Genomic DNA, 23596 nt, shown 5'->3' with positions numbered 1-23596 from the left:
AAGTCCATCTAACTTCTTGGTGTCCTCACAAGTTTGTGATAAAACTTTTACTGCCCGTTACCATTAGATAAGCGCGTTGCGATTTTTTCACCAACGTGAAGTTCTTGGCCACTCGTTAATGTTGAAACAACTTCAACCATTCCTTTTTCAAACAGTAACACGACTGTTGAACCAAATGTAAAGTATGCCATCTCTTCACCTTTTTGAACAGTATTTCTTTCATGAAGAAGCTCAATACTATTTACAAACATAGCTCCTACTTTTACAAGCGCCATATGTTGTCCTTCACTATCGACCTCTGTGACAGAACGATAGTTCTTTGACAATGGTTCTTTTCCATATTTCATTCCTGCTGCGTTTACTGGATATGATTTTCTTCCAAGTACAACTCTCTCTGTCACAGCACCTGAGAGCGGGCTATGAATGCGATGATAATGACTTGGACTTAAATAAATAACCATATATGTACCGCCGGCATAGCGTCTTGCTCGCTCTTCATTACCTAGCATATCCACAAGCGAATACCGCTTGCCTTTAATATCAAATGTTTTCGTTTCTTCAATAGGGCCATGATCAGCAGATACCCCATCAACAGGACTAACAATACTTGATGCCGCTGCATCTATTTCTCGTTTTCCTTCTTTCAACTTACGTGTAAATAATTCATGCAGCGTCTGGTATTCCTTTAAGTCCTTCTCCATCTCATCCTGATTCAATTGAAATGCTTTTGCATAAGATGAAATAATAATGGAACTTAAGCGAGACTGTGCAAATTTACGTAATATATAAGAAGTAAAACGCCCGTTTGTAAGTTCGATCATGAGTCGATATAATGTACGTCGCAAACCGCGAAACCTCCTAATAAGTCTTAATGTAACAATTAAGTTTAGCTTTCCCTTCTTTTCTTTCTATATCAGAAAGTGGTTTTTATATTCACTTATCATACATCGAGCCAGTCATATAAAAAGAAAAAACAAATACTATTTCATTCTTAAATTCGTTAGCACCTTCTAATATTACAGATAGAACCCGTCATTTTCAACAGTGAACGTATATTTCTTCTTAGAGTTTCTTGTTTTATTCCCTTTTCATCAAAAGAAAAAACGGCTGCACTCGAGCTGCAACCGTACCACACACCTTTACGCTTTTCCCTTCTTTTCCTTCTCCGCACGAACAAATTCATGAAACATTTTCATCAGCGCTCGCTTCTCAATCCGGGACACGTAACTTCTTGAAATGCCTAGCGCTTTCGCAATTTCCCGCTGCGTTTTTTCTTTATCAAGACCAAGTCCAAACCTTTTTACAATCACTTCTTTCTCTCGTTCATCTAAAATATCGATATATTCCTTAATTTTTTCTAATTCCATGCTAAGCTGGATCATATCAATTACATCTTCGGATTCGGATTTTAAAATATCGATAAGTGATATTTCATTTCCTTCCTTGTCCTGTCCAATCGGGTCATGAAGTGAAACATCTTTCTTTGTTTTCTTCAGTACACGCAAATGCATTAAAATTTCATTTTCAATACAACGAGCTGCATATGTCGCCAGCTTCGTTCCTTTCCCCGCTGAATAACTCTCAATTGCCTTAATGAGCCCAATCGTTCCGATAGAAATTAAATCTTCCGAATCCTCACCTGTGTTTTCAAATTTCTTAACAATATGAGCCACAAGCCGTAAATTATGTTCAATTAAAAGATTTCTCGCATGAGCATCACCTTGCTCCATCAGCTCTAAGTACTTCTTTTCATCGTCTGATGACAATGGCTGTGGGAACGCATTGTTTTTAACATAAGAAACAAATACAAACACTTCGCGAATCATGTATCCAATTGCGGCGAATAGACTCAAACCCTTCACCTCCGCCAAAATAGTGGTCTTTACTATATGTATGTGGGCGGGGGATTGTTTGTGTCTGTACCTACTTAAGAATAGAAATGCATAAAAAAACAGCAAGATTTCTCTAGCTGTTTTACTTCGTTTCACGATGCAATGTTACTCGCTTTAATCGTGGACAATATTTTTTCAGTTCAATACGCTCCGGATTATTTCGCTTATTCTTCTTCGTAATATAATTACGATCACCGCATTCTGTACAAGCTAATGTAATGTTTACACGCATATGTAGACCTCCTTTTCTCCAAAGATCGCAACTAAAACGTAATGATTATGATTTATAAAATAAATGCTATTATTCTTTTTGTCAATTCACCCTTTTAACAATCATTCTAAAAAGACAAAAAACTGAAACAATTAGTTCATACGAAATTCACATCAATCCATTACTATTAGAATTGTACATAATCAATTTATTAACAATCCAATTTATTGATATATGAAAGCTAATTAGAAAGGAGTTAAAAACAAATGAAAGCAAAATACCGTTTTATGATCTCATCATTTGCAGCATGCGCTTATATGATTTGGTATTTAGTATAATAAGCAACCTTATTTGCAAATATGAAAAGGTGTGTATATAAATGAAATATAATCAATCAACTGTTAACTATTGGAAAGCATTTGTATTACCTTATACATTCGCTTTAGAAGAGTTAAAAACAAAATTCGAAATTATGAACCGGGAAGCTCAATTCTTAGAGGACTACAACCCGTTTGAACATATAAAAACAAGATTGAAACAGCCTGAAAGCATCGTAAAAAAACTCGAACGCAAAAATTTAGCACCAACGATTGCAAATGCGCAAACACATTTGCAAGATATTATCGGCATCCGGATTACATGTTGCTTTGTGGAAGATATTTATCACTTAAAACAAGTCATTGAAAATCGTGAAGACATGGAAATTGTAGAAGTAAAAGATTACATTGCTAATCCAAAGCAAAACGGCTATAAAAGTTTGCATATGATTATTAAGTATCCACTAGCGCTAAATTCTGGTACAAAAGAAGTTTTTGCAGAAATTCAATTACGTACACTCGCTATGGACTTCTGGGCAAGTTTAGAGCATAAACTCTACTATAAATATGAGGGGAATATCCCCGATTATTTAAAAGATGAACTCCACGATGCTGCCATGAAAGCTGAAGAGCTTGATAATAAAATGGCAACCATCCGCCAAGATATTGATGAGATTGAAGCATGTTCAAATCAAATTTTACTACCATTATAAAAAGGTTCTCCTAATAAGAGAACCTTTTTATTTCTTTTCTACCGTCCGGACTTCTTCAATTTTCCAATGCTCATCTTCTTTTCCTAGCGCATACCGGATCTTTTTCTGAAGAGAGCTTCCACCATCTATTTCTTTTTCTTCTGTTTCAACAATGACAAAATTGCCTTTTGAACTTTTCACTTGAACACGATTCAACTCAATTCTCTTATTTTCTCGTTGAAACGCCGCTTCTTTTTGTGTTCGTAAGTCTTCGGCGCCAACAATTTTTCCCGAAAACAAAGCCATATGTTGATCGAAATTTTTTTCGTTTGTCGTCTGCACAAACGTCTCTATTACATTCCGAATTTCTTTCTCTTCTTCTGGTGTTACATGTACCTTCGTTTCTTGTTTTACCGTTACCTCTTTTTTTTCTATATCTTTTTGCTTCGTTTCTTGCTGAAATTGACAACCCATTAATAATAACCCAGCTAGAGCAGAAGCCCCTATTTTCTTAACAAAGTTTTGCATCCTTTATTCCTCCAAAAAAGAAAAAACGAGGCGAAATACCTCGCTTTCCTTCACAATTAGCGTCTGCCTTTATTAGGGTCACCGCCACCAACAATATCGAAGACACGTTTTGCTAAATTTGTATTTTCTTGAACGCCAGAGAATAGATATTTACCTGGTCCAAATGCATATACGTTCACATCTTCACCCGTATGTCCACCTGTTGTCCAGCCTGTAAATGAACGTTTATTGAAGATTTCTTCAATCGCATTATCAATTTTCGTTACATCTTTTGATGGAGCAATGTCATTCACGGATTTAATTTCTTCTGTTGTTAATTGTAAATCAATGTATTTTTTCAACGTTTCTTCTACATTTGCACCTTTTGCAATTTCATTTGCCATAAAGTCTGGTGTACGTTTCGCAGCTTTAATTGCATTTGCATTAAAGTTATATTCACCGTTTACACCAAGAGAGAATCCACCAGTAGAATGGTCAGCTGTTGCAATCACTAATGTATGTTTATCTTTTTTCGCAAATTCAATTGCTGCTTTAAATGCTTTCTCAAAGTCTTCCATTTCACTCATCGCACCAACTACATCATTATCATGGCCAGCCCAGTCAATTTGACTACCTTCTACCATTAAGAAGAAACCTTTATCGTTTTTATTTAAACGATTGATTGCTGCATTTGTCATTTCTTCTAACGAAGGTGTTTTTTCATTACGATCGATCATTTTATCTAAGCCACCTGGTGCAAATAAACCAAGAATTTGATCACTTTTATCATTTAATAATTGCTCACGATCTGTTACATAGCTATAACCAGACTTCTTAAATTCTTCTGTAAGATTCCGATCTTTTCTTACAAAGTTATTCACGCCACCACCAAGAAGAACATCTACTTTATGTTTCCCATTAATTTTCTCATCAAAGTAATCATTTGCAATTGCATCCATATTTTTACGGCTTATATCATGCGCTCCAAAAGCAGCTGGCGTTGCATGTGTAATTTCAGAAGTTGCAACTAAACCTGTTGATTTCCCTTGCTCTTTTGCTTGTTCAAGTACTGTTTTCACTTCTGCTTGATCATTATCAACCGCGATTGCTGCATTGTATGTTTTCACACCTGCTGACATCGCTGTTGCCGCTGATGCAGAATCTGTAATATTTTGATGCTCATCTTCTGGATATGTCTTTTGTGTTCCTACAAGATGATTATCAAATTCTGTCGATTCCATTTCAAACGTCTTTGGATTGTCTTTCATATAACGATGAGCAGTCATATACGAAGGTCCCATGCCATCCCCAATTAAAACAATTACATTCTTAATTTTTGGATCACTTGCTTTTCCATCCGCTTTAATTACATCTGAACGTGTTACGCCCCACGTTACTACGGAAGTAAGTGCTAACGATGTGACAACTGCAAATGGCCATGCTTTCTTCATAAACTTTTTCACTTTTTTTGTCCCCCTAATACGTTATTAAGTTCCCTATACCCAATTTAAAGGAAGACTATTAAGGAAAAGTTAGTTATATGTAAATATTTTGTTAAGTAATGTAAATTTTAGTTATAATTTGTATATCTTTGTCTTATATCATTAAGCTTTATCACCTTTACAAAATGAAAAGAAACTAGTATAGATTTTTCAAAATTAAAAATTACTGCTTTACATTCTCTCTGTTTATGACTATGTATTCATTTTTTTCATGGTAAAATATTTCTACTAGATTAGAAATGTGGTGATTCAATATGCAAATACAAAAACTAAATAATTCTAGTATTTCACAGCTCATTTCTCTTTGCGAGGCTGTTGGATGGTTACAGCCTCAATTATTTATGCGAAATCAATTTGAAATGTACCTGTCAATCGGAAGTCTATTTGGCTATACACAGAACGAAAAACTGATTGCTACTGGTGGGGTATTCCCTTCCAAATCTGGATTTTCTTCTATCGGTATGTTAATGGTTCACCCCAACTTTCAAAAACAAGGACTTGGCCATTCTTTACTCGATTTTTGTGTGCAACAAGCGCCTACTTCTCTCCCAGTTATACTCATCGCAACAGATGCTGGTGTGCCCTTGTACCAAAAATACGGCTTTACGACAATTACAACAATCCATCGCTTTGAAAAATTTGTTACAAATACATCTACGAATCTCTCTCATTTAAAGCAAATTATACAAGATGATCTTAGTTCTCTCAGTAAGCTTGATAAAACCGCAACAGGTACGCATCGTCCAAACCATTATTCAATATTACTAGCTAGAGCAGCACTCACATTTAAAATTGAAAGAAACCACAGGATAGAGTCTTTTTCATTATGTATCCAAAAAGGGGATGTACTGTGCATTACCCCTCTTATCGCAAAAAATGAGGGAGATGCAATCCAATTATTACAATCCATTTGCAAAGGTTGGAATGGAACTGTACGTATAGATGTTCCACACTCACAATGTACATTTCGAGCACACTTGGAATCGAAAGGATTTCAAGAAACACTGCTTTCACCCCTTATGATAAAAAATGGAAGTCACCTGTCTGGAAATCGTGACCATTTATTTGCTATGATGGATGCAGCGTTATGTTAGAAAGGGGTCAAATGCTTGAAACGAATGAAATCTTATATAGTAAGCTGTCTTACTCTTACATTGCTAGTGGGTTGTAATGCGGCAGAAAAACCCGTAGAAACAGTAAAACAGGTAAAAAATACAATTGAAACAAAGTTAACAACAGATGAAAAAATGGTCGACATAGATGGACAAACTATTTACTTTAAACAAATTGGGAAAAAGAAACCACCATTACTTATGCTTCATGGATTTGGTGGATCATCCAACGGATTTAGCGATATTTATGCAGACTTAGCAAAAGATCATACGATTATCTCCGTTGATGTTTTAGGATTTGGCCATTCTTCCAAGCCGATGGATTTTCCATATTCTTTCCCTAACCATGCCAATCTTTATTATAAGTTAATGAAAAAATTAGGATATGATACATTTGCAGTGCTTGGTCATTCTATGGGTGGAGAAATTTCTCTTAATTTAACATACTTATATCCAAATGCAGTTACCCATCTCATTTTAACGGACGCTACAGGAGCTGTATCATTAACGAACAGAAATGCTTCACCTAAGCCACAGTTATCAACTGATTTAAATACTGTTTCTTCAATTACAAATTATGATGAAAGTAAAGTGAAATTTAAACGTGATGATACAGAACATTATAACCAAATGAAAATGTGGCCTAGACGCCTTAAGATTAATGCTAGTGAAATCAAGCTTCCGACTTTAATTATTTGGGGCAGAAATGATAGTAGTGTATCATGGAAAGAAGGCGAATCTTATCATCAGTTTTTAAAAAACAGCGCCTTTCATATTATTGAAAAAGGTTATCATGCCCCATTCCGCCAAGAACCGAAAGAATTTATGGGCTATGTAAAAGAATTCTTTGAAAAGAATCCAACCGAAACGACAAAGTAATAAAAACGGGTATCTCACCTTTGAGATACCCGTTTCATATATTAAGCAGCTTGCCTCTGTCTTTTTTGCGTTTTTGAACCTAGTAATTTAGGTCCAATCCAACCATCAATTCCAAGTTTTCCAGCATTCATGCCAGCAACTAAAACAAACATAGATAAAATAACCATTTGTGGATTCACACCTAGAGACCCACTAAACATATAGGAAAAGTTCATTACAAGACCAAAAAAGACAGCTGTTTTCGTTAAACAACCTACAATTAAACCTATTCCAACTAGAATTTCTCCCCATGTTACAAGCGTGTTAAATAGATCAACATTCGGAATTGCAAAGTCTTGTAAGAATGCTGCCCACCAAGATTGAACGGCTGGTTGTGCTCCTTTTGACTTTTCAATAGCCCCCTGCAAATAACCTGTCGCATCAAATCCCTTTCCTTGTAACTTTCCGATTCCAGCCATCAACCATGTGTATCCCAGATAAACACGGATAATCGCTAACACAAAAGAAACTGCTTTGTTTTCTCTTAAAAATTGAATAACCATATCTTCCTCCTAAAGATGTAATTAAGTTAGTTGCAGGTAATATCTTAACATTAGTTACTTATTTTTTAAATGTTAATTATGAATAAATTGTGACAATTATATAGAATGTTAAAAACTAACATTTATATAGTTGCTTTTATTTCCTTGCAAAAAACTTGAAAATATCATACCATAATTGATAATGATTTTCATTATTTTTCGCAAAAAAATTATGCGGTAAATGTGAAACGTGCTTATCCTATATTCGGATAAGCACGTTTCATTCTCTATATAATTCAAATGTAAGAGTCCCGTTATCTAATGATTTTGCATCCTGAAATGCATCATCTATTGTTTTTTGATGATTAATAAGCCCGTAAAATAAACGCATTGTAAACATAAGTGCTGCATTTCCATCCACATAATCTGTTGAGCCTATATAAGCTTTTACACCACTATTTAAAAATGCTGTCGCAAGTTTTGGATCTCCTAAAGTACACCCGCTATTGATAATATACTTGTTATGCAATTTTGCATATTGTTTAATTTCAGTTACACCAAAGTTTCCTCTCAGCTCATCTTTCTCATACACATCTTCCCCTAATTCTTCCATTACAAATTCCCCTTCTTCACCATGAAAGCAAAAGATAATATAATCTATATCTTCATACAAACTTTTCCCTGAAAGAACATCCATCAAATCCCGCGGTCGACCAATCCAATATGTAATAACTCTTGCTCCAAAATACTCAAGCGTCGCTCGAAGCGATTGTGCTTCTAAATCTGAATTATCGCCAACTACTAACGCAATATTCAAATAAAAAACCTCCATTCATAAGTTTATTTCATACACACCTGTTTCTTCTAAAAAATCCTCTCTGGTTAGAACTAAATTTTGTAAATACTGCCTATATGCTGTAATCGTTCCATCGTGTGAAACGATACAAATTCTTTCTGTATGTAATGTATAACACCAATCGATGAATTCATCTGCTATATTCTGAAATTCCTTCTCTGAAATCGTATTTATCCCCTGATTCCATAACATATCGTTTGTATTTTCTCTTAAAGAAAAACTAGGAAATAACTCTTGAATTACCTTTGTATCTAACAACCTGTCACACGGTAATGTTCTCGCTCCTTCACGATAAGAGAAAATACGTGGAGAAATATAAGGATGTGTTATTTTGCGGCAAACTACTTGTGAGCTCCATATCGCAGCAGTTTGTAATGTTCGAAGCGTAGGACTCGCTATTAATACATCGATTTCTTGTAGTGGTAAACTACTTTGAAGTAACAATGCTTGTTTTTCGCCTTCTTTTGTCAAAGCTGAATTCTCTAATTGCAAGCTCATAGGTAAATCTTTTGTATGTGTTCCCTCGCCATGCCTTATGAAAATAAGTTTCATAGTTTTAGTCCTTTCTATGAAAATAAATATATCTTTCTATCTTTTCTCCTTTCTCTTCTATATTCCTTTTGCATTATTTTTAATCACAATTATAAATGATGCTGTAAAAATATCCGACACCCATATTAGCAATTATTACAATAAAATATGTAAACCATTTTTATCCCGCATTAACGGGCAGTAAGACCTCCACCTCAAAATTCAGTGAAAGCAAATAAGTTAGGTGGGGATCAACTGCCCGTAAAAGCCCGATTGGTGAGGGCTAATAATCATCAGTGGGGGATGAAGAAAACCCCCACTGATTAAAGTTTCACTTTATAATTCTTATATATTTAGGGAGGAATTCACAAATGTTTGAAAGCTGAAAAATCTATACAGAGTTATACATTTTTTAATCCGAATACCAATTCATGATTCTCCTCTCAAATGGTTATAGTAACAGAGATAAAACGAAATTCTGAGGAGGATATATCAATGAGTAACTCAAATGATTTTTTAGACACAATACACGAAAAACAAGCGAAAGACGAGCAAAATAGAAAACGCCAAGGGAATGGAAATCCTGGGAAAAAGAAGCCGAATAAAACGCACAAATAACTATAAAAAAGCTGCCTAAAAAATATTCTAGGCAGCCTTTTTTAACCTTCTTTTACAGAAATAACTTCCTCCCAATTCCATTTTTCATAATACCACTGGGGGACATCAATATTTTCAATCCATTTCTTCGCTTTCGATCCCTCTCCATTCGCCAACCACATATCTGCCTTTTTACGGTCAGAGCGCATCCATGTCAGCTGATTTTCACTTTTTATATAAAGTGGATTGTAATCTCCATATTTTTTTGAAGGAGTTGTAATTTGACGCTGTCGATTTGATTGAATATTTACTTGGTATAAAGAAGGCAATGATCTTTTTTCTTCTTCGTTCGACCATTCCATTTCCTTCGCTCTTGAAAGAGTAATAAGTTCATTATCCTGCCATGTAAAATCCCAATCAACATATCCTTTTGGAGTGAATTTTTCTTGCTGGAGAGCGGGTAATTCCTTTATTTTTAAATGTTTATTCTCTAACGCAAATCTTCCACTTCCTTCAATATAAGCTAATATATTTTTCGATGGAGACCATTGTATCCATTGGCTGTTTAATAACATTTGATCTACTTTTTCAAAATAACTTCCGTCCGCTTTCAAAAGACAAAGTGTATTACTATCAGCTGACCACGAAGCAGTTGGTACAGCTAAAAAAGCAATCCACTTTTGATTTGGAGACCATTTGAAATCACTTGCAATATAGGCTAAGAAATCTTCCTGCATACTCGGTAATGTATACAGGTGTTTCATTTTATTCGGATTCATTCCTGCATCCTTTTGTACTTCATATAACTGCGCTCCTGTCCAACCTGTTGGAAGCAACTGAGCCTCAGACGAAACAAGAAATTTCTTTCCGTCTGGATACCATGCATAGTCTCCTACACCCGATGATACATTTTCAAACGTTGCATTCTTCTTCTCTGCATCAAATGTATTTAACGTGCTTGTAAATTCAAATGCAATTATATTCTCTGCCGGTGACCATTGATAATTCGTTGCTTCTGTCTGAGACGGAACAACTTTTTTCCCATCCGCAACACGGTACAATTCAAGCTGATTTTGTTCCTCTCCCTTTGCGTATGCGATCCATTTTCCATCATGTGACCATTTTGGCTTTGTTATGTACTCTCCTTTTGTTATTTGTTTTTCGTTCCCATCGATTTTTATCCAGAGATTATGGTTACGAATAAAAGCTACTTGTATATTTTTTGTTTCAGCTTGAACAGTAGGCACAGCTTCACATAAGCAGCAAACACAGACAATCAAAACAATTATTTTTCTCCACATCTTTTCCTATCCTCCTATAGATAATTCCCACTTATCGTTCCCCTTATCTACTATATTTAAATAAAATTATTGTTGACAACTATTCAAATGTAGTTTTATAATACAAAACATAGTTTAGTTGAACGAATTATATATCGGCTTTGAAGGAAACCTAGTAGCGACTTATATCCCTGACTCAGAGAACTGATGGTTGGTGCAAATCAGTACATATACAAGCGTGAATTACAATTCTGGAGCTTCTTTCCCGTAGTGCGATTATGCATGAAGAGAAAGACGGATCTTTCCGTTATCTTAAAGTAAGTGGTAAACAATTTTTTGTTTACAAGTAGGGTGGTACCGCGATTTCTATCGTCCCTATCGGATTTTCCGATAGGGGCTTTTTTGCGTCTTCCCCTTTTAAACAATTTCATATATTACGCGTTGAAAGAATCGCAGTAGTAACTTATATCCCTGTTTCAGAGAGCTGATGTTTGGTGCGAATCAGTACATATACAAGTGCGAATTACAATTCTGGAGTTTCTTTTTCGTAGTGCTATTTTTGCATGAAGGAAAAGACGGATTTTTCCGTTATCAGTAACTGAGAAGTAGGTGGATTTTCACTTACAAATAGGGTGGTACCGCGATTTCTTCGCCCCTATCGGATTTTCCGATAGGGGCTTTTTCTATTTCTCACAAAAACAAATGTTAAATAATTCCGAATCTTATGATAAAATTTTATAAGCGCTTACAATAATTGAAAGGGGGTGATATACCCAAAAGTAATCACAGCAGTTTTTACAGATAAAAAAGGAGGATGTATTAATGACAAAGAAAACAGAAATTCCATCACATTTAAAACCATTTGTATCCACGCAGCATTACGATCAGTACACACCGGTTAATCACGCTGTGTGGCGTTACATTATGAGACAAAACCATAACTTTTTAAAAGATGTTGCTCATCCAGCCTATGTTAACGGACTACAATCATCTGGTATTAATATAGATGCAATTCCAAAGGTTGAAGAAATGAATGAATGCTTAGCACCAAGTGGTTGGGGTGCAGTAACGATTGACGGCCTTATTCCCGGTGTAGCGTTCTTTGATTTCCAAGGACATGGTTTATTACCAATCGCAACAGATATTCGTAAAGTGGAAAACATTGAATATACTCCAGCTCCTGATATCGTTCACGAAGCAGCTGGACATGCACCGATTTTACTTGATCCTACATATGCAAAATATGTAAAACGATTTGGCCAAATTGGAGCAAAAGCATTTTCAACTAAAGAAGAACACGATGCTTTTGAAGCTGTGCGTACTTTGACAATTGTGAAAGAAAGTCCAACTTCTACACCAGAAGAAGTTGCAGCAGCTGAAAAAGAAGTTGTCGAAAAGCAAAAGCTTGTTTCTGGCTTATCAGAAGCGGAACAAATTTCTCGCCTTTTCTGGTGGACAGTCGAGTACGGCTTAATTGGAGATATAAATAACCCGAAAATTTACGGTGCCGGTCTTCTCTCCTCTGTCGGTGAGAGCAAACATTGTTTAACAGATGCTGTAGAAAAAGTCCCATTCTCAATTGAAGCTTGTACAAAAACGACCTATGATGTTACAAAAATGCAACCACAGCTATTTGTATGCAAGTCATTTGAAGAATTAACAGAGGCACTTGAGAACTTCTCTGAAACAATGGCTTTTAAAACAGGTGACGCAGAAGGATTAGAAAAAGCAATTCGTTCTGAAAACAATGCAACTGCTCAATTAAGTAGTGGGTTACAAATTACAGGTACATTTGCAGAAAAGATTCAAAATGATGCAGGTAGAGTGATTTACATGAAAACAAATACACCGACTGCATTAGCACTAAACAATAAACAACTACCGAATCATTCTACAGCTGTACATCAAGAGGGATTTGGTACACCAGTTGGTTTATTAGAAGGCAATGTTTCACTCGAAGATTGCACAGATGAGGAGTTACAAGCATTAGGCATTATCATTGGTAATCGTACGGAACTATACTTTGCAAGCGGTGTTCATGTAAAAGGAACAGTAACCGATATTATGAAAAACGATGAAAAAATCGCTCTTATTTCATTTACAGATTGCACAGTGGTTTACAAAGATCGTCTATTATTTGATGCTTCATGGGGAGCTTTTGACATGGCAGTTGGTTCAAAAATCACTTCTGTATTCCCAGGCGCAGCCGATGCAGCCGCATTCTTCGAAGTGACTGAAGAAGTAGAAGAAACACCAGAACCACTTACATTAACTGAGCTTGATCGTATGTATCAAACCGTTCGTGATATTCGAAATGAAGGTGTGTTACAAGATTCACATGTGGAACAATTAGTAGCAATTCAAGAGGTACTAAATAAGTTCTATACGAAAGAATGGTTACTTCGTCTTGAAATTTTAGAATTACTTTTAGAGCATAACAAAGGGCACGACGCATCTACTGCTCTATTACAACAACTCTCTACTTTTACAGAAAATGAATCTGTAAAACGTTTGATTAGCAATGGTCTTGCCCTACTCTCAATAAAGGATGTGAACAATAATGCAACGACTAACAGATGAAGAAGTGCAAGAGGAATTAGCAAAGCTAGATAAATGGACAGTGAAAGATGAAAAATGGATTGAAAGAAAATATATGTTTTCCGACTACTTAAAAGGTGTCGAATTTGTCTCTGAAGCCGCCAAACTATCAGAAGAACACAATCACCATCCATTTATCCTTATCCAGTATAAAGCAGTCATTATTACTTTGTCATCCTGGAATGCAAAAGGTTTAACAAAACTTGATTTCGAGCTAGCAAGACAGTTTAATGAACTCTTTTTACAAAATGAAAAAGCAATTATAAGAAAGTAAAAAAAGGAGAAGCCTTTATTTAGGCTTCTCCTTTTACAATCAATTGAATACAGTGACCAAACGGATCTTCTACTTGCATTATTCCATCTTTATACATAGCAATCGCGCCAATATATTTTAAGCTTTCACACACTTGCTCTTTTTCTTTTTCATCTACTAGTACAATTGTGAAATATTTCAAGCCAACGGAATTTGGCATTTGCGGCGGCACACCTTCACCTTGCCATGTATTTAAACCAACATGGTGATGATAGCCACCTGCTGAAACAAATAATGCACCATTTCGGACTGGAATCGTCACTTCAAATCCAAGCCCATCTACATAAAAACGTTTTGCTTCTTCTAAATCAGCAACATGTAAATGGATATGTCCCATTACAGTTCCGCTTGGAAATCCATTCCACTCATTTCCTTGTTGTAATAATCCGTCTCCATCTAATGGGTTGCTAACAAACGGAAGCTCTCCCTTTTCATCACGCCATACTTCTCTTTGACGATCATGATAAATTTCGATTCCATTTCCATCTGGGTCAGCTAAATAAATTGCTTCGCTAAAGTAATGATCTGCCCCGCCATGTAACGGATACACTTTCTGCACAAGATGAAGAAGAATATTTGCTAAATCTTGTCTACTTGGTAGTAAGATTGCAAAGTGATATAAACCAGTGCGACTTCTTTGTTTTGGAAGAGCATTTTCTTTCTCTTCTATTATAAGAAGTGGTTCATTACTTTCATTACCAAGTGTAGCGATATGCTCCTCTTCTCTTACCACTTTCAATCGTAACACATCTGTATAGAATGCTAGAGACTGTTGTAAGTTCGATACATATAAATGAACTGCACCGAGTGTTGTACTGGGATGAAGTCGAAAGTCCATATTGTTATGCCCCCATTTCGATTAATGTTTTTTGAATACAGTTGCTTTTAAGAAGTTATCTACAAAACCTTCAGCTTTAACAACGAATAAGTAAAGACCCATTGCCAACAATGCAAGGTCTAATTCGTATCCTGGATTCTTTCCATCTCCTAATAAACCAGCAGACCATTTTACTTTTACAATTGCTCCAACTAAAATAAGTGCGAATAATAATCCAATATACCGTACACCTAAACCGATAATCAATAACAGACCACCAACTAATTCTACTGTCGCTACGCCGTATGCAAGAGCACCTGGTAAACCAATGCTTGTAAACCATCCTGCAATATTATCAATGCCTGATTGGAACTTTGCCAAACCATGCATAAAAAACGTTACTCCTAATACGATACGAATAATTAAATTACCAATATGTTGATTCATTTTGTTCTCTCCTTTTGAGTTTTATAATATAAAACTTTTGTTCACATTACAAAACATACAATAATTTTTTTTATCCGTCAATTTATTTTTCTTGAGAAAAAAATGTTTTTTTTTGCTATGATACAAATAGTTGTCTACAAAAAGGAGCTTGATTATTATGAATATCGGTTCTGCAATACGTGAAATTCGTCAGCGCAGAGGCGTCACTATCGCCCAAATTTGTGAAGGAACAGGACTTTCTAAAGGTTTTATGAGCCAGGTCGAGAATAATAAAACTTCTCCATCTATCTCAACTTTAGAAACAATTTCCAAATTTTTAAACGTTCCTCTCCCTTATTTATTACTTGAGCAAAAAGATCACATGAAAATTGTAAAAAAGGAAGAACGAAAATACAGTGTGTATGGAAAAGATGAACAAAGGATTGAACATGTCGCTGAGCAAGGAGGCCTTCGTTTATCTTTAGTAGAAATCCCAGCTGGATTCCCAAAAGAAAATATACCAAATGCTCATGAAGGTGAAGAATGCCATCTTGTTTTGCGCGGTAAATTAGAAGTACAGCACGGAGAAGATATCGCGATTGTGGAAGAAGGAGATTCTTTCTCCTGGAGTGCATGTGTGCCACATATTGTGCGTAATATTGGCGAAGACTCCGCATTATTACTCATCTCGAGCCATGCTGAAAATCGAAAACGTGTATATTAAAATGCAATGCAAAAAGCCTGTTTTCAAAAATGAAAAACAGGCTTTTTGCATTATTCTCGTATAATTCCATAGCTTGATCCTACTAATACTTCTTTCCCTTTTTGATTACGATAAATCGACTCTATCGATACCTTTTTGTACCCTTCCAATTGTTCCACACTTGTAAGAGTTACATCACAAGTAATTGTATCTCCAGTAAAAACAGGCCTGATGAATTCACTTACTAATTCCCGTGCTATGTAATGTACCTCTCCACCAATTTTCGTTCCAATACTTGCAGTTAATAACCCATGCACCATTAAACGTCCCTGCTCATCATGTTCCATATGATGTCTCCCTTTATCACCTGTAAGATGAGCAAATTCCAAAACCTCTTCTTCTGTAAATGTTCTTTCGTACCGAAACGTATCTCCTACTTTAATATTCATTTTATCCTCCTTTTTAAATTTCTGAATTTTCTTTATTATTTTACCACAAAATGAATAGACCTTCATTTTAATCACTAAAAGTATCGTTACAAACTGTAAATAATTAACATTTTCATGTTATTATTTAAGTATCTTTGGTGAAATTGGAGGTCTTAACAATGACATTTGAATTAGTTAGTGGCATATTATTGGCAGTTTCATTACTCTTCTATTCCACATTAGAAGTTTGGCTTGCTCCCAATAATAACTCCTTCTTTAAAGGTTTCAAAAAGAAAATGATATTCCTACTCCCCTTGTTTACTCTCTCATTCGCAATTCACTACTTCTTTTTTGTACAATAAAATAGTTTATCTGTGTAAATACAAAAGGATCGCTATCGTCTAGCAATCCTTTTTACACGCTTTCTATTATCTAATGGGATTATCGATGTCCTGCTTTTTTCGCTTCATTATAACCATAATAAGCACACGTCCCATTTTGAGATAAATCCCGCACCTCAAAACCACAACTACGATAAAAATCAAAATTATTCGCAGAAGTATGAGCAAACCAATCTCCATGAGGGAGTTTCTGCATACAAAGGGAAACGAGCTTCTTTCCTAATCCTTTTCCTCTATATTCATACTTCACAACTAAATCCATAATATTTGCAGCCATTATCTGATCAGAAATAACACGAACCATCGCAATCATTTCTTCCTCATCCCAAATCGTAAAAGCCCACGTAGAATTTTCAAATGCTATCGTAAATTTTTCAATTTGCCATGATGGAATGCTATTGTTACTCCAGCCCGCATCTTCAAATAAACTTTTAATTGCATAAGCTGGCACACCTGTCGTTCCTTCTCGAATAATGAGTCCATTATGATAAATATACAATCCCATTCCCCCTTTTATTGTTATATACTATTCTTTAAAAGTTGAATATTACCTTTTTAAAAGGAGAAAAAGATGAAGGGATTTTTATTATTCTTTTACACTTCTTATGATTACTATACAAACTACTAATATAGCATTCTTTTGTTTATGGATCCTTACATTACTACTTCTACTACTAAAAAAGAAAAACTATCATCATTTCATATGGATTACTCTATTATTTGGGAGTGGATTCTTTCTCTATTTATTTACTATGGATCAAATTTCCTTTTCTTCAAGAGAACTAACAATTATTGTGAAACGTCTTTGCCTACTTCTTGTTTTTGTGCCATTTCTCATAGATGCTCTTATACGCAAACAGCGAATATCTCTAAATTAGAATCAACCAAAATGGAACAATACTTTGCACGTGCCTTTTATTTGGAGTGGTCCTCATCAAGTTAAAATTTATATATTTCTTATCATCGCGATTTCTATTAACATCGTCACCTTTACACCTTTTCTACTACAAAAAGAAATATCTTATATACAACATATCATGCTATTTGCTGTATTGTTTTCTATTATCAATGGCGTATTAGAAGAATGTATTTGGCAGGGAATCCTACTACATCAGTTTACAAATCAGTTTGATGAAAAATAGGCTATTTTGCTTACAAGCATTGGTTTTGGTTTACAGCATTACTCCTTAGGTTTTTCTTGGAGTGTTTCCACCGCTTTTATTATAGCTGGTATATTTTATGGAGGAATAGTTGTGAAATCAAATCGTATCATTCCAGCTATTATATGGCATGTAATTTTAAACATATTAATGGTATTTAGTAGTCTCATTCTTTAAAAGAGCAGGATTTATCCTGTTCTTTTAATTGCATATACAAGAACATCTATTCCATGAAATGATGCTGTCTTCTCATAACTCATTCCTGTTTTTCGGGCAACAAAGATAGAAGCAGGATGATCTGGATTAATAAGAGAAATGAGCTTATTCAAACTTAACACTTGAAAACCATAATCTCGAAAAGCTGTTGCTGCTTCCTTTGCATATCCCTTTCCCCAATACTCTGGAAGTAACCAGTACCCAATTTCAATTTCTTCTCTTCCATCTACTTGTTGCCTAACGAGTCCTGCGTGACCAATTGGAGTATCTGTTTCCTTTTCAATCATTAGAAATAATCCTAAACCGTTTTTATAACTAGGAAGAACCCAGCTTTCCAGACTTTTCTTACACTGCACATATGTTTTTGGCGTTCCGTTCCCAATGTAGCGCATTACTTTCACATTTCCCCATAAGGAAGCATAGAAATCTAAGTCATCCATTGTATATTTTCGAAATTGTAAACGATCTGTATGGAACATATCCTACTCCCTTCTTGTAGATTCTCTTTCTATAATTGAAATAGGTAATTGTATACGTTGTACAGGCTCTCCTCGCAATTGTTTATGTAATAATACGATAGAATTCTTTGCCATACTTGTAATGGAGGTATTAATCGTTGTTATATTAGGATGCATTATCATCGAAAGTTCTTGATTATCAAATCCTATAACACCAAAATCTTGTGGGATCGCAATTTTCAACTTTTGAGCCTCCATAATAATTCCAGCAGCTATTTCATCACTGCCTGTAAAGATGGAATCTGGGGCATTTTGCATGGAGTGAATGCTATCTATTACCCTCTTCCCATCCTTCAGCCCATAGCAATTTGGAAATACCCATTCTTGCTGTAACTGTAGACCATACTCCTTTAAAGCTCTTTTATACCCTTGATATCTTTTTCTCTGCGCTTTACTTTTTAATGTATCGTAACAAAATCCTATACGTGTATATCCATTTTCCAAAAGATGCCTCGTTCCAATGTAACCAGCTAGCTCTTCATCAAATTGAACTGTAGATACGAGTTCTGTTTCTACATGTTCATTACAAATAACAATAGCTCCTGAAGTTATCGCACGCTCTATTTCCTCTATTGGCAAAGAAAGTGTAGTAAAAATAAGCCCATCTAACTTTTTCGTCCTAATATATTGTAAAAATTCTCTTTCTCTCTCAATTTCATAATTTGATTGTAATATCACGACATCATAACGATCTATTTTTAAAATACCACTTAACTCTTGAATTAACTGACTAAAAAAGGGATGATGTAAATTTGGTACGACTACACCGATTAATTTTGTTTGTAGACGACGTAGATCTTTCGCTGTCGCCACAGGTACATAATTTTTTTCATCAATAATCGCTTGCACTCTCGCCCTTAATTCTGGACGTACATACGGATGATGATTGATCACACGGGAAACGGTTGCTTTAGACACTCCGGCTAATTTAGCGATATCTTCAATTGTAGAAATCTTAACTCCCCCCTTGACCTGTAATGCATTTCAGAATGTACAGTATATGGTAACTATTATAAACGAGGTGACATGAAATATGGGAAAAATTCAAATTTCTGGAGAGGTTATTGAAACGAAAGCAATTGCCTTTGATAAAGATGGTACATTATTTCACGCGATTCCATTTTGGCAGGAAATTGATAGAATGCGAAAATACAAATTTTCACAAATTGTTGGTAAAAAGTATGAACCTCTGTGGGAAAAAGCAGTTGGATTTGTACCTCCAAACAAAGTTGATTTTAAAGGCCTGTTAGCGGTCGCATCTGAAGAAGAAGAAATTATTGTTGTCGCCAGCCTTTTATATCAAATCAAAAAATATCCATGGCACCGTTGCAAAGAGCTCGCTACTACCATATTTGAAGAAAGTAATGAGCAATTATCCATTGAACAAGCTTTTCATCCTATTCAAGGGATAACTGAATGCATTATTTCTTTGCAAAAAGAAGAAATATACACAGGTATTCTTACCTCGGACAATAAGGTGAGAACAAAAAAATGTATTGATTTACTTAACATACCATCTCTTCAATTTCTCTTTACGCCAGAAGATGTAGAAAACGGAAAGCCTCATCCAGAAATGATTACAAAAGCATGTGAACAGCTTGATATTAGACCAAATGAGCTAGTAATGATTGGAGATACTGTTGTAGATGTAAAAATGGCTAAAGAGGCCGGAAGTATTGCTGTAGGCATTGCTAATCATGAACATGCTATAAAAGAACTAACACCTTATGCAGATTTTATTATTACCGATTACAATGATATACAAGTTTTAACAAAAAAAAGACAGTAGACAAAGCTTGTCTACTGCATCCATATCATAACTAGTATAAAGAAAACTACAGTTGAGGGGGGGTAGGATTTTCAGTTATATACTAGATATTTATCTTGTTCTAACAACGGACAAGAACTTCCGTTCACAAATGACCTTGAATTAGAACTTAGTTCTATTATATTTTAATTGATAAAGATTATCATTGTCAATATAAAACACATACATTTTCTACAAATTTTACTTATACGAAAAAACGCTACAAAAAGATACACTCTTTTCGTAGCGTTTCATCTATCAATCTTATTCATACTCGTTCTCCTCTAACCTGTCACGCAATACTTTAACACGCTTGAAAAAGAAAAATGACATCCCTAAAAATAAAACAATAACACCCATCATCGCAAAGGATTGTACAGTTTCTCTCCCTCCATTTGGGATTAATAAACCAATCATTAAAAATGTGGCTAGCGCAAGAAGAACTTGACCGAAGCGAATATAATCTGCTATTTTCTGTTGTAATTCTTTCATACTTCTACCACTCCTCCCTCTCACTCTATCATATTCTAATCGTTTCTGAGGCAAGTAAATACAGCCAATGAGGGAGATGTTTTCCAAAGTAAAAAGAGCCGCTGCTAAACGGCTCTTTCAAATTTTCTATACACCTTTATAAGCTTGCATATACACTTCTTTCAACTCTGAAATAAGCGGTAATTTCGGATTTGCCGTTGTACATTGATCTTCAAATGCTCGTTCAGAAAGTATATCAACAACCGCTTCAAATGCTTCTTTTTCAATACCTTGGCCAGCAACACTCATATTAATATTTAATTCTTTTCCAAGGGCGATAATAGCTTGTACTAATGATTCCACGCCTTCTTCTACTGTACGTGCTTTAAGACCAAGCATTCTTGCGATATGTGCATAACGCTCATCCGCAACAAAGTGCTCATATTTAGGGAATAGTGCATGTTTTCTTGGTTTAATTGCATTATAGCGAATAACATGCGGCATTAAGATTGCATTAGCACGTCCATGCGGAATATGAAACTCCGGTCCAATTTTATGCGCTAAGCTATGGTTAATACCAAGAAACGCATTGGCAAATGCCATCCCAGCAATTGCTGAAGCATTATGCATTTTTTCACGAGCTTCTTCGTCATTTCCATCTTTATATGCACGTGGTAAATATTTAAAGACAAGATCAATTGCTTTTAAAGCTAATCCATCTGTATAATCGTTTGCCATAATAGATACGTACGCTTCAATCGCATGTGTTAATACATCCATTCCTGTATCAGCAGTTACATGTGGTGGTACTGTCTTAACGAACTGCGGGTCAACGATTGCAACGTCTGGTGTTAATTCATAATCAGCAAGCGGGTATTTGATATTATTCTTTTTATCTGTAATAACCGCAAATGGTGTCACTTCTGATCCTGTTCCAGATGTTGTAGGAATCGCAACAAACTGCGCTTTAGTTCCTAGTTTTGGATATTTGCATGTACGTTTTCTAATATCTAAAAACTTTTGTTTGATACCAAAGAATTCTGTTTCTGGATGCTCATAAAATAGCCACATTCCTTTTGCTGCATCCATCGCTGATCCGCCGCCAAGAGCAATAATCACGTCTGGCTTGAAGCTTCTCATCATTTCTGCACCTTTAAATACAGTTTCATCTGATGGATCTGGTTCTACTTCAGAGAATATTTCTACTTTTACATCATTTCTATGTTGACCTAAATAATGCGTTACTACATCAATATATCCATGTTGAACCATTCCAGGATCTGTTACAATGAATGCTCGTGAAATGTTTGGCATACTTGCTAAATATTGCGTAGCGTGTTTTTCAAAATAAATTTTTGGTGGCAGCTTGAACCACTGCATATTCTTTTTTCTATTTGCAAGTCTCTTTACGTTCATTAAATGAGTTGCCGTTACGTTTTGAGATACAGAGTTCTTTCCGTATGATCCGCATCCAAGTGTAAGCGATGGAATGAAAGCATTATATATATCACCAATTCCGCCTTGTGCTGACGGAGCATTCACAATAAGACGACATGCTTTCATACGTAAACCAAACTGTTTTTGTACTTCTGTATTTGTAGAATGAATAACTGCAGAATGTCCTAAACCGCCAAGCTCTAACATGTTTTCACAATGCTGCAATCCTTCTTCTAATGAATTTGCTTTTATACAAGCTAATACTGGGCTTAATTTTTCGCGGGATAGCGGATAATTTGCGCCGACTCCTTTAATTTCTGCAACCAGCATTTTTGTATCTTCTGGTACTGCAATTCCTACTAGTGATGCAATGTAGTGAGCAGATTTCCCAACAATATCGCTATTTACTGCACATGTATTTTCATTAATGACAAGTTTCTCTAATTTCTTCCGTTCATCTTCTGTTACAAAATAACAATTGTTTGCTATCATTTCTTGTTTCACATCATTATAGATCTCTTTGTCTACAATAATTGCTTGTTCAGAAGCACAAATCATACCGTTATCAAATGTTTTTGATAAGATTACATCATTCACAGCACGTTTCACATTCGCTGATTTTTCCATATAACATGGAACGTTACCTGGTCCTACTCCTAAAGCTGGTTTACCAGTTGAATATGCTGATTTTACCATTCCTGCTCCTCCTGTTGCCAGAACAAGCGCTACACCTTCATGATTCATTAATTGTTTTGTTGCCTCAACAGAAGGCTTTTCAATCCATTGAATACAGTTCTCTGGTGCACCAGCTTTCACTGCAGCATCGCGCACTGTTTTTGCAGCTGCGATAGAACATTGCTGCGCTGAAGGGTGGAATGCAAAAATAATTGGGTTTCTCGTTTTTATCGCAATGATCGCTTTAAACATCGTTGTTGACGTTGGATTTGTTACTGGCGTTACCCCAGCAACCACACCGACCGGCTCTGCAATTTCTATTACTTCCTCATGTGGATCCTCACGAATAATCCCCACTGTTTTGTCATTTTTTATGCTATTCCAAATATATTCAGTTGCAAAAATATTTTTAATGCATTTATCCTCATACACACCGCGTCCCGTTTCTTCAACAGCCATTTTTGCAAGCGGCATATGTTGATCCACGCCCGCAAGTGCCATTTCATGTACAATTTTATCAATTTGTTCCTGTGTAAAACCTTCTAATGCTTGTAAAGCTTTTTTACCATTCTTTACTAACGCCTCAATCATTTCTACCACTTCTTGCGTTTCATTTACAACTTTCTCTTTGACTACCATGTAATTTCCTCCTATTCTGCTATATGGACTTAAATAGACCCTAAGGGTCTTAATGCGTCCCTATTAGCGTAAAAAAATAGAGTTACTTTT

The 23596-nt window shown here is 35.5% G+C and carries 26 protein-coding genes and 2 other annotated features; of the genes, 9 read left to right on the top strand and 17 right to left on the bottom strand.

The window, feature by feature from the left end; all coding sequences use genetic code 11:
* Nucleotides 1-47: 47 nt before the first annotated feature.
* The 3 genes from MHH71_RS21815 to rpmG all read right to left on the bottom strand — a co-directional run bounded on the left by MHH71_RS21815 (nt 48) and on the right by rpmG (nt 2124).
* On the bottom strand, nt 48-845 hold the full coding sequence (locus MHH71_RS21815; protein ID WP_018782540.1) for a phosphatidylserine decarboxylase: 798 nt from the start codon (nt 843-845) through the stop codon (nt 48-50).
* Nucleotides 846-1139: 294 nt separating this feature from the next.
* Nucleotides 1140-1853, bottom strand: coding sequence for an RNA polymerase sporulation sigma factor SigK (sigK, locus tag MHH71_RS21810; RefSeq protein ID WP_018765865.1), 714 nt, complete (start codon nt 1851-1853; stop codon nt 1140-1142).
* Between the two features lie 121 nt (nt 1854-1974).
* Nucleotides 1975-2124: a 50S ribosomal protein L33 gene (rpmG, locus tag MHH71_RS21805; RefSeq protein ID WP_001265619.1), complete on the bottom strand. Its 150-nt coding sequence runs from the start codon at nt 2122-2124 to the stop codon at nt 1975-1977.
* A gap of 358 nt (nt 2125-2482) precedes the next feature.
* Between rpmG and MHH71_RS21800 the strand changes: the two genes are divergently transcribed.
* Nucleotides 2483-3133, top strand: a complete 651-nt coding sequence (locus MHH71_RS21800; protein ID WP_003200578.1) for a GTP pyrophosphokinase — start codon at nt 2483-2485, stop codon at nt 3131-3133.
* A 27-nt stretch (nt 3134-3160) separates the two neighbouring features.
* Here the strand turns inward: MHH71_RS21800 and MHH71_RS21795 are convergent, their stop codons facing one another.
* The gene (locus MHH71_RS21795) at nt 3161-3640 is read right to left on the bottom strand and encodes a hypothetical protein (RefSeq protein ID WP_006095975.1); all 480 of its coding nucleotides are present in this window, start codon (nt 3638-3640) and stop codon (nt 3161-3163) included.
* A 56-nt stretch (nt 3641-3696) separates the two neighbouring features.
* On the bottom strand, nt 3697-5082 hold the full coding sequence (locus MHH71_RS21790) for an alkaline phosphatase (protein ID WP_003200574.1): 1386 nt from the start codon (nt 5080-5082) through the stop codon (nt 3697-3699).
* A gap of 293 nt (nt 5083-5375) precedes the next feature.
* Between MHH71_RS21790 and MHH71_RS21785 the strand changes: the two genes are divergently transcribed.
* Both MHH71_RS21785 and MHH71_RS21780 read left to right on the top strand, forming a co-directional pair.
* Entirely contained in the window at nt 5376-6215 is an 840-nt protein-coding gene (locus tag MHH71_RS21785) for a GNAT family N-acetyltransferase (RefSeq protein ID WP_006095974.1), read from the top strand.
* Nucleotides 6216-6239: 24 nt separating this feature from the next.
* On the top strand, nt 6240-7112 hold the full coding sequence (locus MHH71_RS21780) for an alpha/beta fold hydrolase (RefSeq protein ID WP_371400307.1): 873 nt from the start codon (nt 6240-6242) through the stop codon (nt 7110-7112).
* Nucleotides 7113-7153: 41 nt separating this feature from the next.
* Here the strand turns inward: MHH71_RS21780 and MHH71_RS21775 are convergent, their stop codons facing one another.
* The 3 genes from MHH71_RS21775 to MHH71_RS21765 all read right to left on the bottom strand — a co-directional run bounded on the left by MHH71_RS21775 (nt 7154) and on the right by MHH71_RS21765 (nt 9041).
* Complete coding sequence (locus MHH71_RS21775; protein ID WP_003208549.1) at nt 7154-7654, bottom strand: DoxX family protein; 501 nt, start codon at nt 7652-7654, stop codon at nt 7154-7156.
* A gap of 259 nt (nt 7655-7913) precedes the next feature.
* A complete protein-coding gene (locus tag MHH71_RS21770) occupies nt 7914-8465 on the bottom strand; it encodes a hypothetical protein (RefSeq protein WP_006095972.1) in 552 nt (183 codons plus the stop codon).
* Entirely contained in the window at nt 8466-9041 is a 576-nt protein-coding gene (locus MHH71_RS21765) for a histidine phosphatase family protein (protein WP_006095971.1), read from the bottom strand. It lies immediately after the preceding gene.
* A gap of 474 nt (nt 9042-9515) precedes the next feature.
* Between MHH71_RS21765 and MHH71_RS21760 the strand changes: the two genes are divergently transcribed.
* Complete coding sequence (locus MHH71_RS21760) at nt 9516-9638, top strand: DUF4023 domain-containing protein (protein ID WP_003200562.1); 123 nt, start codon at nt 9516-9518, stop codon at nt 9636-9638.
* Nucleotides 9639-9679: 41 nt separating this feature from the next.
* Here the strand turns inward: MHH71_RS21760 and MHH71_RS21755 are convergent, their stop codons facing one another.
* Nucleotides 9680-10918: a TolB family protein gene (locus tag MHH71_RS21755; RefSeq protein ID WP_018782534.1), complete on the bottom strand. Its 1239-nt coding sequence runs from the start codon at nt 10916-10918 to the stop codon at nt 9680-9682.
* Between the two features lie 131 nt (nt 10919-11049).
* Nucleotides 11050-11277 (top strand) — a binding site (T-box leader).
* A 52-nt stretch (nt 11278-11329) separates the two neighbouring features.
* Nucleotides 11330-11557 (top strand) — a binding site (T-box leader).
* Nucleotides 11558-11719: 162 nt separating this feature from the next.
* Here MHH71_RS21755 and MHH71_RS21750 point away from each other — a divergent pair.
* Together MHH71_RS21750 and MHH71_RS21745 are read left to right on the top strand one after the other, a co-directional pair.
* Nucleotides 11720-13477: an aromatic amino acid hydroxylase gene (locus MHH71_RS21750; RefSeq protein ID WP_006095968.1), complete on the top strand. Its 1758-nt coding sequence runs from the start codon at nt 11720-11722 to the stop codon at nt 13475-13477.
* Nucleotides 13455-13769, top strand: a complete 315-nt coding sequence (locus MHH71_RS21745) for a 4a-hydroxytetrahydrobiopterin dehydratase (protein WP_029427556.1) — start codon at nt 13455-13457, stop codon at nt 13767-13769. Before MHH71_RS21750 ends, MHH71_RS21745 begins: the two co-directional genes overlap by 23 nt.
* A 19-nt stretch (nt 13770-13788) precedes the next feature.
* On the opposite strand, the gene MHH71_RS21740 is transcribed toward MHH71_RS21745, so the two are convergent.
* Together MHH71_RS21740 and MHH71_RS21735 are read right to left on the bottom strand one after the other, a co-directional pair.
* Complete coding sequence (locus MHH71_RS21740; RefSeq protein WP_006095967.1) at nt 13789-14646, bottom strand: VOC family protein; 858 nt, start codon at nt 14644-14646, stop codon at nt 13789-13791.
* Nucleotides 14647-14667: 21 nt separating this feature from the next.
* A complete protein-coding gene (locus tag MHH71_RS21735) occupies nt 14668-15072 on the bottom strand; it encodes a DoxX family protein (protein WP_006095966.1) in 405 nt (134 codons plus the stop codon).
* Nucleotides 15073-15229: 157 nt separating this feature from the next.
* On the opposite strand from MHH71_RS21735, the gene MHH71_RS21730 reads away from it, so the two are divergent.
* Nucleotides 15230-15775 (top strand): helix-turn-helix domain-containing protein, encoded by a 546-nt coding sequence (locus tag MHH71_RS21730; protein WP_003200551.1) that lies wholly within the window; start codon nt 15230-15232, stop codon nt 15773-15775.
* A 50-nt stretch (nt 15776-15825) separates the two neighbouring features.
* Here the strand turns inward: MHH71_RS21730 and MHH71_RS21725 are convergent, their stop codons facing one another.
* Together MHH71_RS21725 and MHH71_RS21720 are read right to left on the bottom strand one after the other, a co-directional pair.
* Complete coding sequence (locus MHH71_RS21725) at nt 15826-16203, bottom strand: MaoC family dehydratase (protein ID WP_018782532.1); 378 nt, start codon at nt 16201-16203, stop codon at nt 15826-15828.
* Between the two features lie 420 nt (nt 16204-16623).
* A complete protein-coding gene (locus tag MHH71_RS21720) occupies nt 16624-17082 on the bottom strand; it encodes a GNAT family N-acetyltransferase (protein ID WP_018765876.1) in 459 nt (152 codons plus the stop codon).
* A 649-nt stretch (nt 17083-17731) separates the two neighbouring features.
* Between MHH71_RS21720 and MHH71_RS30670 the strand changes: the two genes are divergently transcribed.
* Nucleotides 17732-17920: a CPBP family glutamic-type intramembrane protease gene (locus MHH71_RS30670; protein ID WP_157753627.1), complete on the top strand. Its 189-nt coding sequence runs from the start codon at nt 17732-17734 to the stop codon at nt 17918-17920.
* An 11-nt stretch (nt 17921-17931) separates the two neighbouring features.
* Here the strand turns inward: MHH71_RS30670 and MHH71_RS21715 are convergent, their stop codons facing one another.
* Entirely contained in the window at nt 17932-18438 is a 507-nt protein-coding gene (locus MHH71_RS21715; RefSeq protein WP_006095963.1) for a GNAT family N-acetyltransferase, read from the bottom strand.
* A gap of 3 nt (nt 18439-18441) precedes the next feature.
* Entirely contained in the window at nt 18442-19395 is a 954-nt protein-coding gene (locus tag MHH71_RS21710; RefSeq protein ID WP_029427555.1) for a LacI family DNA-binding transcriptional regulator, read from the bottom strand.
* Between the two features lie 115 nt (nt 19396-19510).
* Between MHH71_RS21710 and MHH71_RS21705 the strand changes: the two genes are divergently transcribed.
* A complete protein-coding gene (locus MHH71_RS21705; protein ID WP_006095961.1) occupies nt 19511-20266 on the top strand; it encodes an HAD family hydrolase in 756 nt (251 codons plus the stop codon).
* Nucleotides 20267-20548: 282 nt separating this feature from the next.
* Here the strand turns inward: MHH71_RS21705 and MHH71_RS21700 are convergent, their stop codons facing one another.
* Nucleotides 20549-20776: a YrhC family protein gene (locus MHH71_RS21700; protein WP_003200539.1), complete on the bottom strand. Its 228-nt coding sequence runs from the start codon at nt 20774-20776 to the stop codon at nt 20549-20551.
* A 126-nt stretch (nt 20777-20902) separates the two neighbouring features.
* Nucleotides 20903-23506 carry a bifunctional acetaldehyde-CoA/alcohol dehydrogenase gene (gene adhE, locus MHH71_RS21695; protein ID WP_006095960.1) on the bottom strand — a complete coding sequence of 868 codons (2604 nt, stop codon included), beginning with the start codon at nt 23504-23506 and terminating at the stop codon, nt 20903-20905.
* Nucleotides 23507-23596 lie beyond the last annotated feature (90 nt).

The sequence above is a fragment of the Bacillus sp. FSL H8-0534 genome, assembly GCF_038005885.1.
GTDB lineage: Bacteria > Bacillota > Bacilli > Bacillales > Bacillaceae_G > Bacillus_A > Bacillus_A pseudomycoides.
Note: the sequence above shows the minus strand (reverse complement) of the source record. Positions and strands in the feature narration are given on the sequence as shown.